The sequence below is a fragment of the Desulfopila sp. IMCC35008 genome (assembly GCF_010646885.2).
In the GTDB taxonomy this organism is placed as follows: Bacteria; Desulfobacterota; Desulfobulbia; order Desulfobulbales; family Desulfocapsaceae; genus Desulfopila.
The window spans coordinates 4,418,903-4,434,397 of record NZ_CP050700.1 but is presented as its reverse complement, the minus strand read 5'-3'; the positions used below and the strand labels follow the sequence as shown (position 1 = coordinate 4,434,397).

Below are 15,495 nucleotides of genomic sequence, written 5' to 3'. Positions count from 1 at the left end.
CCAATGCATGAATAACAGAAGCAAACCTACCCGTTGTGAAGGTTTTCTGCAAACTCTGTTGACCATGGAGTTGCATATCATTCGTGCAGTTGACCGGCCGCTGCTAACTGGCCATACCGTTTGACACGGTTTTTCGTTGTATCCAGTTTCTTTTTCAACTGCTGCACACGGTCTGCATCCCGATCCGGGTCAAGGCTGTTGATTCGATTCTCAAGGAGTGTGGTGAGCTTTGCGGCTACCCTGGTATCAAAAGGGTTGTAATGCAACCAGTCGTACCAGCTTGACTCCAGCTGCTTCGATTCAGTACCGAAATCATTAAGACCTGTGAGAATAGTGTTGGCCATATGAGTTGCCGGATAGCCGAATTTATCCAAACCCATGATTGTTTTTCTATCCCTGAATTTCTTTTCCTCGCTTGACATGTACGAGTATCTTTTCAAAAAACCTGTTTTCTGTGGTTGAGGCCCGACCGGCTTCCTTCGGTAGTGTCATGTACAATCATCGATCGTTTTGACAAGTCCGGGGAGAGCGCTCCGTATTTTACCCTGTTGGAGATAACTCTGGGCAAGATAGAAATGGAGTTGGCTGTCGTCCTGTTCCTCAAGTTGAGGGATGGCACGCTCCAGATCTCCCAGGGCCAGGTTTACGATAGAGAGAGTCTCTGAGGTGTCGCTACTGATAACACCGTTGGCTTCAATGGCTTCGATCAGCTCCTTTGCTTCTTTCAGCCTGTTCGTACCAATCAGGAAGTCAAGGCTCTGCTTGAGGTCGTCATCACTGTCAGCATAGCTGGAATCATGGTATTGCCCGGCCAGGTGCATTCCTTCGTCAAAATCCCTGCCATAATAGGCCTCTATTCTGGTTGAGATGCCATCAATATCGAAAGTGGAGGAAATTCTTGACCGTGTTGCTGGATAGTTCCTGAAAAGAGTGACGATTGGGAAAAAATAGGACGATGAAGAGGTGGCGGCATATTCCAGGTGGTCAAGATTGTTGAACTGACCGAAAGATTGAACCTTGTGGAGATGGTATTGAAAATAACTGTTACTTTTTTCTTCTATCATCCGGGTCAGTTTTATGGGGAGCGTATCCGCCTTTTCCTGTGGGTAGGCGACGATCATAGTGGAGTTTTCTTTTTTCCACGATTTAATAAAATCTTTCTGCAGGTACTCTACCCACACATCACCGGTCGCCACATCATAGGTTACAAAAGTCTCGAGCTGTTCGTCGTAACCGACTATGACAAAGACATGCTGGGGGACATATACCATTACCGGGAAACCGGCATCGATCGTCTCTTTGATGTCTGCTGTGGACGCCATAGGGATGAACTCATGGTTGAAGCCGTTTTGCTGTGCATACCAGGTCTGGTCTACGGTCATGGTGCCGCCAGCCAGGCTGGTAATTTGCCTGCCGATATCGTCGGCGTCCACATCGGCTCCCCAGAAGTTCATGACCAGGGCCAGTGAGTTTGGTACGCAGTAGGCTCCCTTATAAGTAGTGGGGTTGTCAACTCCGGGCAGGACGACGCGTTTACCCTGGTGGTTGTTTCGTGCCAGATTGTCCAGGAATTGGTTGGCATGGCTTACCAGCTCCTCGTTGTAATTGTACATGGAGACGATTTTCCGAAATCCCTTGATGGCTTTTTCGGTATTGCCGAGTTTGTGTTCACCAAGGGCGATCCGGTATTGCAGATAACTGGCGTGGGGGCCAGTTGGGTTTCTGCCCAACCCCTGCTCGTAACACCAGAGCGACGGCGAGACCCTGCCTCGTTTTTCAAAATACTTTCCGGCGCTGTGGTACCAGTTTGCCGGATACCCGCAGATGATCCCGAAGATAAAGGCGGAGGATAAACAGATAATCGGTGCATAAAGCAGTCGCAGTCCACGCCGGATAAATGACGCCGGTCGCAGGGTGTACATCTGGATGTATACCGACCACCAGGAGCCTATGAATAGATTACCGACCAGGAAGTAGAGAAAAGACATACCCATGGTCTGGCTATCTGCCTGGCTGGTGAGAAAGGCGGGTAAGGTGATTACGACAATGAGGAAAAAGAACCAGGTGAGGGATATCCAGACCAGGGTCAGGCTGTTCCAGATGGTTTCGAGTGCCGAACTCTTCAAAGCCAGCCTTCCGGCCCATCCTCCGGCAATAAAACCTGTGACAAGCAGGCTGAGGATTGCCTGGATCATCAGGTAGAGAGACGTGGAGTCATCAAAGGCCAGCGGCATTATGGTGAGCAGGAGTTTGTCGCTTGCCAGCAGGAACAAAAGGACAAAAGGGGCACCAAGTAGCGGGATCAGGCCAAGCCCCCCCGCCATCCCGGCGAGGACATATCTTTTTTCCTGAATGGCCGAAGGGGGGAGCTCCATCGCGTACTCATCAGGATACCGGGCAGCCAGTTTCCTGAACAGGAAGTAGTAGCTGACCGCAAATCCAATATGAGCCGTAACGGTGATAAGTGATGCCCAGTACCATTTTGTTTTCCAGAGGAGCATGCCTGCATAAAGCAGAGGGCAGCCGATAGCTGCCAGGATGGTCAGGAACCTGTAGGCTATTGGCGTGGAGAGCCTTGAGAAAATGGTCAGGACGGGAAAAAGCGAGATATGCGGTCCTGCCATGAACGTCATCAGGGCAATGGAGCCGGGGCCCTGTAAAGGAGTCTGGCTGATTTTCCGCTCCTGGCGGGCTCTGACTGTGTTGTCAGTCTGGTCAAGTGTATCTGTTTCAGACATATGCTGGTCCTGTATATAAAAACGCTGCGTTCATTTTGAGGATGTCAATATTAATTAACTGCTGCCTGCTCTGCAGACCCCTTTAGCTGAGCTGCCCAGGCAAGTAATACTGCTATCTTGTCTGGCTCTCCATCTTGTTTTTGCAAAAACGTGGCATAATCCAGATGGTAATTGACGTCATATTTGCGCATTCGGATCGCCTGTTCAAAATTGTCTGTTGCCGTCTCGTTGTTGCCCTTCCAGCCAGCAATAACAGCCTTGCAATAGAAATAATCCGGATTAAAACGTGTCTGGGCAGGGGAGATGGTGGAAAGCAGTTTGTCAGCCTGCTCCAACTGACCGGCACGGATATAAAGGTAGACCAACCTGGTTGCCAGCCGGTCATCCCAAAAATCACACTTAAGTGCTCCTTCATAGGCTATGGTAGCGCCGGAGATGTTCTTGTCCCACTCATACAAATCCGCAAGGTAAAGCCATAACCTCCGTGAAGAAGGTTCCTGTTTGACCGTCTCCTTGGTTATTGAAATCAGAATTTTTCTTTCAACTGTTTTGCTGCGGTCCAGAAAGTCTTTATACTGGTTGCGTATACTCCATGAGAGGTTATGGGCTCCCAGGTCTGCCGAGAATTGTTGTCGCGCCTGTTCGAGGAAGGCTTGTGTCGCAGGTTGGGCAAAATACTTTTCGACCTGCCCAAGTTGTGGGAGTTGCCGCTCAAGTTGGAGCTTGTGTCCGATAGTAACCTTGCGGGAATCCCATAACAGTCCTGCCAGGTGGGCAATGTGCAGGGGGAAAGGTTCTTTCAGCATATTGTAGCTTTTTTGTGACCAGTTTATGGCCCCTGCGGCATCTCCGCTTTGCAGCATATTGAGGCTGATAAGACCGGTCAGGAGACCGTCGCTTCGACGGGAGACGACCTGCGGAGTATCGTCGAACAGGGCCATGACCTCACTCTTTCGTTCTGTCGGGAAAACAACAGCTGCGGTTGAAGCGGTGTCTCTTTGGCGGCTGCTTTCCCAGAAAGAGAAGGGGAGTAATGTCTTTGCCATATCGTCGATGCGTGAACGGGCGGTGGTATTTTGGGGGTCTTCCCCGAGAACGGTTTGGGCCAGCTCTTCTTTCTGTGCCCGCATCGCAGCGGTGAGGGTGTCCCGGTAGCAAACGGCTTCTATGACAGACCTGCCCTCGTCAATACCGTAGAGAAGGTGAAACGAGTCTTTGACTGGCTGAAGTATAGGGAAACCCTTCTTGATAAAATGCTTAATGGTTTGGGCATCTGAGGGAATCAGCACAATCCGGTAGCCGAGATTGGTTGCATGATCATCAAGTTCGGCCAGGGTCGGCATCGGGTTGAGTTTTATTTCCGTATCGCTTTTTGAGATATTCTTGAGCCGGATCAAGGTCTCGCTTTCGGTGGAGGAATCCTGCTCGTAATAGCGCATCAACCTGATAAGCGACATCCAGTTGCTGGTCATGTATGACTCATAGCGGAGAGGGGGCAGTTCAAGCCTGAACACCCCTGATTTATCGCCAAAGTGTTCAGAATGCATTATCGTCCTGGCCAGCTCTGCCTCTTTTAACCAGCGTGGTGAATTGCCTGCCTTTTCGGCTACCTTATTGTAGAGTTTAAAAGCCTGTTCAATATCCCCTTCACTATAGTGATGATGCGCCAGTTTTGTGCCGATAACCGGCCAGCCACGATGTTCCGGGAACCGGTCAATCAGCAGCTTTACCCTGGTATAGGCCTTATCCCTTGTTTTGGGGTCATCTGCGGTCATCTGGTAGATGATCTGGCCCTGAATGAACTGCCAGAAATGGTGGGAATACCCCACATAGCCGATAAAGACCAGGACCATGAAAGGAAAATAGAGCAGACTTTTTCGAAAAAAGTCGCGAATTCGTGGAGTGAGTCCAAGGATCAGTGGAATGACAAAATATGCAGAATAGTCATTTTCCAGCGGACCGAGCAGAAATTTTTGCAGGCCCTGGGGATCCTGCGGCAGTATGAACCAGGTGCGGAGAGGTGGTGTTGTGTTGCCGTTGGTGACCAGAAAGAAAAACAGGGTAGACCCTCCTGCGAACAGGAGGTAAAACAGCAGCAGCCCGAAGATGTAGGATAAGACACGGGAGATGGTGAAACGCTCCCTTTCACCGGCCCACCAGAGTCCAAGCGGGATGCTTACGATAAAGGACATTGGGGTGAACCTGAAGAAATCCCAGAGGATGACTTTCTTGGTCAGCAGATCGCTGGCCTGGTACATCTGGCTCCTGTTGGTGAGCATCGGAAATATCGACAGGATAACGGATATGCCGATACCGACAATGATCGCGGTGAGGAACGGTGAAATCCAGTTTTTCCACTCGGACAGGTAATAACGCCTTGGGGCACAGCCGAAAAAGGAATATTGCACCAACCAGGCCCCAAAAGACCAGGCGAAACCGGTACCAATGGCTATGAGGCTCAAAACATCCCATGGCAGGTGACTGAAAAAACCGGCAAGAACGAATGCCGTGTAAAAGAGGGCATTGATGCAACTGAGCAGGGCAGCAGTTTTCCTTTGACCTGTCCTGAAGAACTGACGGATGACCAGGAACCAGGGGAATATCCCTCCCAGGCACCAGCCACTGATTATATGGACATACCAAGGGTAGAGTCCAGATGACGGGGTACGATCTTGCATGAAATACTCGTTTGTACGGTGGGTGTTGTGGAGTTGGGTTATACCTTGTAATTACAGGTTATTTGAAGTGGGTTGCTGTCAACCTAATGTATTCGATCGTTCTTATCAATCATAATTTCTTTTGCCTTTCGCCGGGAATTAGGATTTAGTTCCAGCAGAATCTCAGCAATTTACCAGAGCACAGGGGAGACAGGTCGTCCGGATGGCAAAAGATACGAAGGAATGTGAAAACAGGCTTGGCAGGACAGCCAACAGGCCAATATGGGGGCTGTGGTTCTCTATCGGGATTCGGGCGATTCATCAGGTGGGGGCGGCCATGGTTCTTGCCGCGATATTTCTAATTGACGGCTCACAGGTTCCATCGCTCTACCTCTACCTCGCCGGAGGCAGCGGCGTGGTTCTCTGTATTGCTGAAGGGGCACGCCATCGGCAGATGCATCGGGAGTTTTCCGGCATGATTACGGTGCTGAAATGTGTACTTCTGGGATTTGCCTTTCACGGTTTTGTCAACCCTGCATTCGGAGTGACCTGTGCATTCTTGATAGCCTCTGTTGGTGCCCATGCACCGCGCCATGTGCGTCATCGACTTCTATATTGACACCCACTAGAGAAACAGGCTTTTAGACGAAGGTGCTGTCAATTGCAACAAGGCGGTTACGACCTCGATTTTTAGCGGTATAGAGCGCCTCATCAGCTTTTCGGAAGATGTAATCAACACTGCTGTCCGCGTCCGGATAGAGGGTGAGCAAACCTATCGAGACTGTAACGACTTTCGCTATTTCGCTTTCGCTATGTTCAAGTTCCAGATCCTGGATTTCCTGGCGGATTCCGTCGACAAATGCTGTCGCCTGTTCCGGCTGTGTATCAAGGAAAAGGATTCCGAACTCTTCACCTCCCAGCCTGAAGCAGAAATCGCTTCCCCTTGTCATTTTCCGGTTTAGGGCTTTGCTGATGACTTTCAGGACCTCATCACCTTTCTGGTGGCCGTAGAAATCGTTGTACTGCTTAAAGTAATCCACATCCAGCATGGCAAAAGAGAGCAGGCTCGATTCACGTTGGGCCCTGCCCAATTCCCGTGCTATTGTTTCGTTGAAAAACCTGCGGTTATATAAGCCGGTCAGGTCGTCTTTGATGGAGAGCTCCTCTATCCGTTTCTGGTCAGTTATATCGCGATGGATGATTGAAAAGGCCACCACTTTGTTTGCCGAGTCGTATTTTGGATAGGCCCTGGTCGTGGTATAGAGATGACCTCCATTGGCAGTGCGGAAATGTATGTCACCTTCCCATTTTGTGTCGTTTAACAGGTCTGTCGGAATTTGTGCGCAAACCGATTCTGACTGATCCTGATCTTCAAGATCTGCCAGCCTCATGCCAATTAATTGAGGTTTAAGGTAACCGGTTATTTTAATAAAGGCCGTACTCACGGTAAGAAGAGTACCCTCAAGGTCGGTGGTACAGGAGGGGATATTGGTATCGATGAGTTCAAAATAATCTTTTAGTGTGTTGTTCTGATCAAGAATTTTTCGGGACAGGTTTGCAGGGGCTCTTGAGATAATATACGCGAGTGGCAGGGACAGCAGGAAAATAATGAAAACGAGAAAGACGATAGCATTCCTGCGTTCTTTTTCAATTTTCAGGATCTTCTCTTTTTTTGGCTCAAAAATGATGATAGCGCCGTCTTTGATTAACAAAGGTTCGATGGAAGCGGCAAAAAACTCTCCGTGTTTCCTGATTTTCAGAGGAAGGGCGGTGTTCAGGACAGTGAGGGCCTCGTTGGGATATGCAGTCTGGAGGGTGTGGCCGGACTGGAGATAGCGGGACCAGCGCTTCTCTTGCTGTGGATGAAAAATAATAAAACCGTCCTTGTCGATAAGGCTGATATTAAAAAAGGAGGAAGTCGTAAAGGTGTTGAGAAACTGTTTGGCGTGGATGTTGATGATTACAATTCCTGAGAAAATTTGGTCGACAAATATCGGGCTGGCAACACGGATGACAGGTTTGTGGGGCACTTCTATCTGCCGGTTCTCCACATTCAGGTCAAGATTGGAGGTCCAAAAGCTGTTGGGGCCGAGCTGGGCGGTTTCGGTGAAATAATATCGATGGCTTTTATCCTGCAGTTTACTGCCGGTGATTATGTCAGGTTCGTTTCGGCCAAAACCCTGGTCGATCCTGATCTTTTCAAGACCAGCTGCATCCAGGTAACGTAACTGCATGATGTTGGGATTTGTTTTCGCCAGGACATAAAAGAGGTTGGCGGCTTTCTCCCAATTGGCTGGTGAGGGGGTGCGGATGTAATCTATAAGTGAAGCACTTGTGCGTGCGGCGGTTACATAATTACCCAACCCGGAGAGATAGCTTGTAAGTTCTTCCTGCTTACGGTTGAGTTCGATAGTGACGTCCCGCTCAAGTTCGCTCGCGATATCCATAATGCGGATTTTGTAGGTTACGAGAGCTGTGAGGATGGTTATAAGTATCCCAAAACCAATGAACAGAACACTGTAATAAATACGGTAGTTCCTGTTCAGCAGATTGTCGGTGGGTTGTAACTGTTCGTTTTGTTCCATTGAATTGTTCCGGTATGGACTGAGAAGTTCGTTATGAGAAGTGTACCATAAATTTATTTGAGAGCAGAGTATCATTATGTCAGAGCAGAAACAAATTTTTGTAGGATGGTTGATAGACGGAACCGGGGCTCCTGTGCAAAAGAAGGTGCTTGTGACAGTTGAGAAAGGGATTATCCGATCTCTAACTTCTCATTATACCGGAAGTCTAAGCGATTCCTGCACTGATCTTGGGTTTGCCACTATTGTTCCCCCCTTTATTGATTGCCATGTACATCTCGCCATGTCCGGCGGAGTTGCAGAGGAGATCCGTTCCTCGCAACTGCAGGCTGAATGTGCGGATCTTAAATCAGTTATTAGTCGGCATCTCGGTTATTTATTCTCCCACGGTGTATTGGCTGTTCGCGATGGTGGCGACAGGGGAGCATGTGTGCGCGAGTTCAGGAAAACTTATGAGGGACCGGTTGCTGTCTATACACCAGGGCCCGCCTGGTACCGTGACGGACGATATGGCAGATTGATAGGGCGGGCTGTAACTGAAAAAGAAGAACTTGCCCAATCGTTTGCAGAGATTGATTGGGATTTCGACCATGTAAAATTGGTAAATTCCGGCCTGAACAGCCTGACGGATTATGGAAAAACAACCCGGCCCCAGTTTGACAGGGGAGAGATCGGAAAGCTTGTTTCGCTGTCCGGGCGGGATGGCAAAAAGGTGATGGTACATGCCAATGGGGTGGAGCCGGTACGTGAAGCGATTGAAGGAGGGTGTCACTCCATAGAACATGGATTTTTTATGGGTCGCGACAACCTGGAAAGGATGGCTGCAAAAGGTGTCGTATGGGTCCCCACGGCAGTCACCATGAAGATGTATGCAGAGGTACGCAAGCTTCAGGGAGACAAGGACGGGGCGGAGATAGCTCACCGAAACCTGATGCACCAACTGGAGCAAATATCAATGGCGGTGGAGCTGGGTGTCGAAGTGGGGCTTGGCAGCGACTCCGGGAGTTCTGGTGTCCTTCATGGCGAATCGCTGGTCGATGAAATGAAATTGTTGATAAAGGGTGGCTTATCACTTGCCGGGAGTATCCGGTCGGCCACCTTGGTTGGTGCCCGGCTACTCGGTATCGAGAACTGGGGCACGATTGAGGTGGGCAAGCGGGCCGATTTCCTGGTAGCACGTGGCGGGCCTGGTCAGCTCCCGAGAAAGTTCAGCTACCTCGAAGATATATATACTTCAGGGGTTCCGGACAACCGTTATAGAAAAAACCCCTTTAAACACACGGGTGAGACTGCTGTCCAGCCTATCTGACAGTTGTTACCGGACAAGGAGCTTTCAGTATCACATACTGGGCTGTAGAGCCGAATATCAGTTTTCCCACCTTGGAGCGGCTTTTTACGCCTATCAGAATTTGATCGACTTCCTTTTCCTCGGCGTATCGTACGATATCCTCACCTGCACTGTATCCACGAACCAGCAGGTGAGTCTCGCAATCGATTTTTTTTTCATCAAAATAAGTTTTTGCTTCATCAAGCAGGTCCTCGGCCTCGATGACCTGCTCATTCGTTGTTTTGTCCCCGCCTATCAGGGAGGTTACAATGATGACCTCTCCCTCAAAAGCCATGGCATGTTTTCGGGCGAGTTCAAGCAGGTCCTGGCCGACGTTTGTTCCTCTGTATCCTACGAGAATTTTCATATTGTTCTCCGAGTGTTCTGTCGTTTTTAAAACATGTACATATGAGTCCGCAAATAATATCACCGCTTCAGGAATGTAAAGGCTTCTCTCGATATTTTACGGTATATATTATCACTTTTCTTGAATTTGTTTCAAATCTCATTATGTTCTCAGGTTCAAGGAAAACAGTAGCTTCGTTATAATCTTTCATCGTCGTGGTATTATGTCTTTATCCAGCAAAATGGGCTCCTCCGGTAAAAATAACGCTCTTCTCTGTCCGAATTGCCGTAAATTGATTAGTCGATCAGTGGCCGAGTGCCCTTATTGCAAGCTGGGGAAACCCGGCTCCATACTGAAAGACAACCCGCTCACCAGGGGCGCAGGGCCGGAAAAAACGATCCGCCTGATCATAATCATTAATGTGGTTATGTTTGGGCTGTCGGTGTTGGTCAATTTTAATCCTCATGCTTTTTCAGCCAGTCCGTTTCATTTCCTTTCTCCTTCAAACCTCAGCTTAGCCGTACTCGGAGCTACCGGCACCAAAGCGGTTTTTGGTTTGCACCAATGGTGGACCCTGGTTTCCGCATCCTTTTTGCATGGCAGCCTTCTCCATCTGCTGTTTAATATGATTGCCCTCTTTCAACTAGGCCCCCTGGTGGCCCGTGAGTTTGGGGTGAACAGGATGGTTATCATCTATCTGCTCAGCGGAGTGGTCGGTTTCCTGGTGTCGGCCCTGGCCGGGGTATGGATGACGATCGGTGCCTCTGCTTCAATATGCGGCCTGATAGGTGCCATGCTCTACTACGGGAAGCACCGGGGGGGAACCTATGGGCAGGCTGTGTTCAGTCAAATTGGCGGCTGGGCGATCGGTATCGCTTTTTTTGGTTTTATGGTGCCGGGTATTAATAACTGGGGACATGGTGGGGGAATGGTGGCTGGATTCCTGTTGGCCATGGTATTGGGCTATAAAGAGCGCAAGCCCGACACCTTTTATCACACTGCAATTGCCACGGTATCCCTTGTGCTCACAGGGCTGATTCTGGCCTGGTCCTGCCTGCGTGGAATGGCTCTTCTTATTTCCTGAGGTTTGATGGGTTGTTTCTGGGCGCTTATTAAGTATTTTACTTGGATAAATGAATAAAATTAAATACAATGGGGCGGCCTGGGTTGAGGCGGTAGGCGTCGGACAGCTTTTCCCTGAAGTGTGATGTGAATTCAAGAGCAGGTTGACGATGGATAAAACAGATAGAAAAATTCTTAATATTCTACAGGAAAACGGGCGTATCACAAATTCAAAGCTTGCTGCTGAGATTGGTATTTCTCCACCGGCAATGCTGGAGCGTGTAAAACGTCTTGAAGCTTCCGGTATGATTTGTAATTACACTGCGCTTATCGACCGGGAACGGGCTGGTTTTGGCCTGCTTGCTATTATCATAATCTCTGTCAGCCTCAACCAGATAACCTCGCTGGGTAAGGTAAAAGAGAAACTCGTCGACCTCGAAGAGGTGATGGAGTGTTACCAGTTAACAGGTGATGTGGATTTTCTGCTCAAGGTCGCCGTGCGCGATATGCCGATGTATACAGCTTTTATCAATGACAAACTGACATCGATTCCGGGAATTCAGAATATCCGGACTTCTTTTGTGCTTGATACCCTGAAGAGCACGACGGTACTTCATCTTGAGGAAGAGTAACGACTCTCGACCGCTTTGATCGTACTCGATTCCCTCTTTCCTGTTTTTGCCCTCATCCTGCTTGGAATCGTATTGAAGCGATACCGCTTTACCAGTGATTCCTTCCTGCAATGCTCCGATAAACTCATATATTATATTTGTTTTCCGGTAATGCTCTTCTGGAAGATAGGAGGGGCTTCCTTTGGCGGCACCATTGACTGGACATTCTGCCTGGTAACCCTGGGGGTTGTCTGTTTTATGTTTCTGCTGTCCACCATTGTCCTGAAACTCTTTGGAATCACTGATTATCAGGCCGGTTCTTTTTCCCAGAGTTGTTACCGGTTTAATACTTATATCGGTGTTGCGGTTGTTCTAAATGCTTTTGGAGAGGAGGGACTGGCAATTTTCGGGGTTGTGATCGGGCTTGTCATACCCACGATAAATGTCTTTGCTGTTTCATTATTGATCTGGTATTCGGGGCAGGAGTTGTCGTCTCGTGAACGGGCAAAGACTTTGCTGAGAGCGCTTGCCGCCAACCCTCTTATTATCGGCTGTATGTCGGGAATCCTCTATTCACGGTTTATCGGTGTCTTCCCCCGATTCTTGGATAATACCCTGTCACTGCTGTCCATGGTGACGTTACCCATGGCGCTGTTGTCGATTGGTGGGGCGTTGACCTTTGGCGGGATGAAAAAACATCTTTCTGCCTCTATGCTTGCCGCCTTTCTAAAACTTCTGGTGCTTCCCGTTCTGGGATACCTGGCCTATTCCCTGTTTTCAGTTGGAGGATTACCATTCAAGGTTGGCATGATCTTTTTTTCATTGCCGGCTTCCACGGCTATTTATGTGCTTTCTTCTCAGCTGAACAGCGATACTGAGCTTGCCTCCTCGGCAATTGTGCTGTCGACTATTGTATCGTGTATTTCACTCTCCATTGCCCTGCTGCTATAACCGGTACGACCTGTACCGGGTTTATGAGCTTCAGGAGAGGGTGGCACAACCAGGTTTGTGTCGGGCCCACTCGGGGCGTTTCTGATAAAAATGTTGTTTTTCCGGCTGTTCGTCATACGGGTTCCTGAGCAGGTCGAGTAGTTCCATGATACGCGAGTAGTCACCATTTTCAGCCAGCTCAATAGCTTCCCCAGCAAGATAATTGCGTAGGACATACTTGGGGTTGGTATTGTTCATTTTTTTTACCCTGTCATCTCTTGATGAGGCATCTGTTTTTATCCGATGCCCGTAGGCCAGAAGCCAGCGCGAAAAACGCTTGAGGTACTCCTCATTGATTTCCTCCGGTCTGTAATACGCCATTACCAATGGTTCGGGTAACTGGCTGAATTCGGTTGTGATCGTATCGGGGTGGATAGCGGCCAGTTGCCTGAAGAAAACAGTCATATCCGTTTCAGTATTGGCCAGGATTTCCAATAGCTCGCTGAATAACGCTTCATCATACTGTGCAATGTACTGGGCCAGTCCGAGCTTTGCCGCCATCATGTCCTGCCAGCGAGTGATAAATTCCTGCCGGTATGATGTCTCCAGAATCTTTTGTATTTCATCTGCTGATCCCAGAATGGGCAGTAGGCTGTTTGCCAGCTGGGTGAGATTCCACATCGCCACATTGGGCTGATTGCCGAAGGCGTAACGGAGTGTTGTGAAATCGGTGGTGTTTGGCGTCCATCTTGGATCATAGCCTTCCAGCCAGCCATAAGGACCATAATCGATGGTTAGCCCAAGTATCGACATGTTGTCAGTGTTCATGACTCCGTGTACAAAGCCGACGCGCATCCAGTGGACGATCATCTCCGCTGTTCTGGTACAGATCTCAGAGAACCATTGGAGGTAGGTGTCCTCGTCCGGTTCAGCGAGATGTGGGAAATCAGTTTGAATAGTATGATCAACAAGCTGTGCTAAGATATCAATCTCCTTGCGGGAGGTGAAAATTTCAAAATTTCCGAACCGTGTGAACGATGGTGAAAGGCGGCATACAACTGCCCCGGGTTCGTTTTTAGGGTGTCCATCATAGAACATATCCCGTAAAACCGGCTCTCCTGTTGCAATGAGACTGAGCGCCCGGGTGGTCGGGATGCCAAGATGATACATCGCCTCGCTGCAGAGAAACTCCCGGATAGAAGAACGGAGAACGGCCAGGCCGTCGGCCCGGCGGGAGTAGGGGGTTGGTCCTGCACCCTTTAATTGCAACATCCACCGCTCCCTTTTTTTGTTGACGATTTCACCGAGGTTTATGGCTCTACCGTCCCCTAGCTGCCCTGCCCAGTTGCCAAATTGATGACCGCCGTAACACATGGCAAAGGGTTCCATATCCGGCAGTAGACTGTTACCTGCAAAAATTTCGGTAAAAAGATTGCTGAGACAAGCTTGTTCATTGAGGTCGAGCAATTCTGCGGCTTCGGGAGAAAAAGCGATGAGTTTTGGTTGTCTGACCTTTGTCGGAGCAACGTAAGAATAGCAGGAGCCATATACCTGGCGCCTGCTGTTGTCGGTCTGCTGGTCGCCTGGCAGGGTGTGGATAAAGCTGTTATCGAAATGAAGAGAATCGAGTGACATTTTCTTTTCCTGATTGAAGTTGATTATATTGTATCGAATTATCAGGCTTGTCGATAATCATTCTCAAGAGAGTAAACATTTCGTTGATCAAGACAAGGGAGTTGGGGTTCAACCGCGTCATGAATAACAATCTTTTTTTTGTTACTTTTTCAATTATTTTGGTTTGTCCTGTTCCATCTGTTACAGATTTATCGTATGCTGCTTGTAGTGAGATTGATTAGAAAAGTTCGGTATTTTTTATCAGTAAAATCCAACTATAATTTGTATGATTCACAAATATCCACAAGATCTGGTAGGCAGCCTGCAGGATAAATGGCATGGACTGTCGGCTGCAGGTGAGTTAAGAATTCTACCGGAAACCTCTGTCCTTGAGGATCTTCTCTCGACCTGTTATCAGGCCAGTCAGATGCGGGAGGAAAGTCGTGATATCAGCTTTCGCCTCATGCTGGCTGAACCGGAAGAGTATAGTATCAATGAAGAGAGCCTGCTACAGGGTGTGTTCACCCTGAAATTTACCGAACCCCGGCCATTCAACGCTTACGAATTACTAAAGCTTGTCCCATCTATAAACTTCAACAATTCGCTTGTCGGTGTCCGTTTCAAGGAAAAAGAAGGTTTACAGATCTGGGGTGTGATCCATTCCGGTTCACGCTGGACCCAAGTGATTCACGGCGGCAGTAAGCAGGCGGCTCCACTTCCCGCGGCCCTGGCCATCAATGTCGTCGGACCGGGGCGTCTGACTCTGTTCAGGGGATTGGATTTACTCGTGCAGCTTACCGGTGGCCGGATTATTGCACCTTCCATAAACGTTTTTCAATCACAATGGATGAATGTGCGGTTCGGAAATATCCAGGACCAGTTGGCATCACTTCATGCGCAGAATCCTCTGTTGGTAAAAAATGAGTGGTCCCGTATCGATCCTAATTTTGTGGGCAAGCTTTACCTGGAATTTTTTAAACATGTTATCTCAACAGTCCGCAGATCCGGGCATGGGGGGACAATTCTCTCGTTTCCGGCGGGTATGGAAAATATAATATCGCACGATAACCCATATATATCTATCAAGTACAGATTCACCCGGGATAGCGCAGGCGGTCAACTCAAAACTTTGGTGCTCGAAATTATGCAGGCTTTGGCAACGATTTGCGGTCGCCTGTATGGCCCTGACTACCTGGCAGGATGGAACGATTATGTGGCACTACAGGGTAAACGGTTGGCCCAGCTTGATGAACAGGTCTTTAAGTATGCCAGGTTTGTCGCCAGCCTGACCGGTGTTGATGGTGCAGTGGTAACCACTGAAGCTCCGGAACTGATCGGTTATGGCGGTATTATCCAGGGAAATTTTGAAATGGGTGAGCATGTCTCGAAAGCCCTTGATCCGGAAGGGATGAGCCGTCAGATCGAGAGGATTGAGAGTGTCGGTACCAGACACCGGTCGCTCTATTACCTCTGTAAAAGACTGCAGAATGTTCTCGGTATAGTGGTTTCTCAGGATGCAAAAGTGCGTGCTGTAACCTGGGGAGAGGATACGGTTATTTATTGGGATGTTATCCCTATTGATTTTGCATTATAGAGTTACCCTTTTCTCTCCTCATATCTCGTGATCG

Annotated in this window: 12 protein-coding genes; 6 read left to right on the top strand and 6 right to left on the bottom strand. The window is 48.9% G+C overall.

Going from position 1 to position 15,495, the window contains the following annotated elements; genetic code table 11:
* Positions 1-77: 77 nt before the first annotated feature.
* The 3 genes from GA520_RS19145 to GA520_RS19135 form a co-directional block, all read right to left on the bottom strand.
* Entirely contained in the window at positions 78-422 is a 345-nt protein-coding gene (locus GA520_RS19145; RefSeq protein ID WP_163338841.1) for a hypothetical protein, read from the bottom strand.
* A 66-nt stretch (positions 423-488) separates the two neighbouring features.
* Positions 489-2,738 (bottom strand): C39 family peptidase, encoded by a 2,250-nt coding sequence (locus GA520_RS19140; protein ID WP_163338840.1) that lies wholly within the window; start codon positions 2,736-2,738, stop codon positions 489-491.
* A gap of 50 nt (positions 2,739-2,788) precedes the next feature.
* The gene (locus tag GA520_RS19135) at positions 2,789-5,416 is read right to left on the bottom strand and encodes a lipopolysaccharide assembly protein LapB (RefSeq protein WP_163338839.1); all 2,628 of its coding nucleotides are present in this window, start codon (positions 5,414-5,416) and stop codon (positions 2,789-2,791) included.
* A gap of 202 nt (positions 5,417-5,618) precedes the next feature.
* Here GA520_RS19135 and GA520_RS19130 point away from each other — a divergent pair, with 202 nt between their 5' ends.
* Positions 5,619-6,014 carry a hypothetical protein gene (locus GA520_RS19130; protein ID WP_163338838.1) on the top strand — a complete coding sequence of 132 codons (396 nt, stop codon included), beginning with the start codon at positions 5,619-5,621 and terminating at the stop codon, positions 6,012-6,014.
* A 22-nt stretch (positions 6,015-6,036) separates the two neighbouring features.
* On the opposite strand, the gene GA520_RS19125 is transcribed toward GA520_RS19130, so the two are convergent.
* Positions 6,037-7,980 (bottom strand): diguanylate cyclase, encoded by a 1,944-nt coding sequence (locus GA520_RS19125; protein ID WP_163338837.1) that lies wholly within the window; start codon positions 7,978-7,980, stop codon positions 6,037-6,039.
* Between the two features lie 76 nt (positions 7,981-8,056).
* Here GA520_RS19125 and GA520_RS19120 point away from each other — a divergent pair, with 76 nt between their 5' ends.
* Positions 8,057-9,286, top strand: a complete 1,230-nt coding sequence (locus GA520_RS19120) for an amidohydrolase family protein (RefSeq protein WP_163338836.1) — start codon at positions 8,057-8,059, stop codon at positions 9,284-9,286.
* Here GA520_RS19120 and GA520_RS19115 read toward each other — a convergent pair.
* Complete coding sequence (locus tag GA520_RS19115) at positions 9,279-9,671, bottom strand: universal stress protein (RefSeq protein WP_163338835.1); 393 nt, start codon at positions 9,669-9,671, stop codon at positions 9,279-9,281. The genes GA520_RS19120 and GA520_RS19115 overlap by 8 nt on opposite strands.
* A gap of 202 nt (positions 9,672-9,873) precedes the next feature.
* Here GA520_RS19115 and GA520_RS19110 point away from each other — a divergent pair, with 202 nt between their 5' ends.
* The 3 genes from GA520_RS19110 to GA520_RS19100 all read left to right on the top strand — a co-directional run bounded on the left by GA520_RS19110 (position 9,874) and on the right by GA520_RS19100 (position 12,274).
* Entirely contained in the window at positions 9,874-10,734 is an 861-nt protein-coding gene (locus GA520_RS19110; protein WP_205749308.1) for a rhomboid family intramembrane serine protease, read from the top strand.
* A gap of 148 nt (positions 10,735-10,882) precedes the next feature.
* A complete protein-coding gene (locus GA520_RS19105; RefSeq protein ID WP_240910179.1) occupies positions 10,883-11,344 on the top strand; it encodes an Lrp/AsnC family transcriptional regulator in 462 nt (153 codons plus the stop codon).
* Positions 11,345-11,359: 15 nt separating this feature from the next.
* Positions 11,360-12,274, top strand: a complete 915-nt coding sequence (locus tag GA520_RS19100; protein ID WP_163338833.1) for an AEC family transporter — start codon at positions 11,360-11,362, stop codon at positions 12,272-12,274.
* Between the two features lie 30 nt (positions 12,275-12,304).
* On the opposite strand, the gene GA520_RS19095 is transcribed toward GA520_RS19100, so the two are convergent.
* Positions 12,305-13,888 carry a YdiU family protein gene (locus GA520_RS19095; RefSeq protein WP_163338832.1) on the bottom strand — a complete coding sequence of 528 codons (1,584 nt, stop codon included), beginning with the start codon at positions 13,886-13,888 and terminating at the stop codon, positions 12,305-12,307.
* Between the two features lie 265 nt (positions 13,889-14,153).
* Here GA520_RS19095 and GA520_RS19090 point away from each other — a divergent pair, with 265 nt between their 5' ends.
* Positions 14,154-15,461 (top strand): putative sensor domain DACNV-containing protein, encoded by a 1,308-nt coding sequence (locus GA520_RS19090; RefSeq protein ID WP_163338831.1) that lies wholly within the window; start codon positions 14,154-14,156, stop codon positions 15,459-15,461.
* Positions 15,462-15,495: the final 34 nt, after the last annotated feature.

Coding starts and splice junctions, on each gene's coding strand:
- GA520_RS19145 (WP_163338841.1), bottom strand. CDS start 422: ATGTCAAGCGAGGAAAAGAAATTCAGGGATAGAAAAACAATCATGGGT.
- GA520_RS19095 (WP_163338832.1), bottom strand. CDS start 13,888: ATGTCACTCGATTCTCTTCATTTCGATAACAGCTTTATCCACACCCTG.
- GA520_RS19130 (WP_163338838.1), top strand. CDS start 5,619: ATGGCAAAAGATACGAAGGAATGTGAAAACAGGCTTGGCAGGACAGCC.
- GA520_RS19115 (WP_163338835.1), bottom strand. CDS start 9,671: ATGAAAATTCTCGTAGGATACAGAGGAACAAACGTCGGCCAGGACCTG.
- GA520_RS19120 (WP_163338836.1), top strand. CDS start 8,057: ATGTCAGAGCAGAAACAAATTTTTGTAGGATGGTTGATAGACGGAACC.
- GA520_RS19135 (WP_163338839.1), bottom strand. CDS start 5,416: ATGCAAGATCGTACCCCGTCATCTGGACTCTACCCTTGGTATGTCCAT.
- GA520_RS19110 (WP_205749308.1), top strand. CDS start 9,874: ATGTCTTTATCCAGCAAAATGGGCTCCTCCGGTAAAAATAACGCTCTT.
- GA520_RS19140 (WP_163338840.1), bottom strand. CDS start 2,738: ATGTCTGAAACAGATACACTTGACCAGACTGACAACACAGTCAGAGCC.
- GA520_RS19090 (WP_163338831.1), top strand. CDS start 14,154: ATGATTCACAAATATCCACAAGATCTGGTAGGCAGCCTGCAGGATAAA.
- GA520_RS19125 (WP_163338837.1), bottom strand. CDS start 7,980: ATGGAACAAAACGAACAGTTACAACCCACCGACAATCTGCTGAACAGG.
- GA520_RS19105 (WP_240910179.1), top strand. CDS start 10,883: ATGGATAAAACAGATAGAAAAATTCTTAATATTCTACAGGAAAACGGG.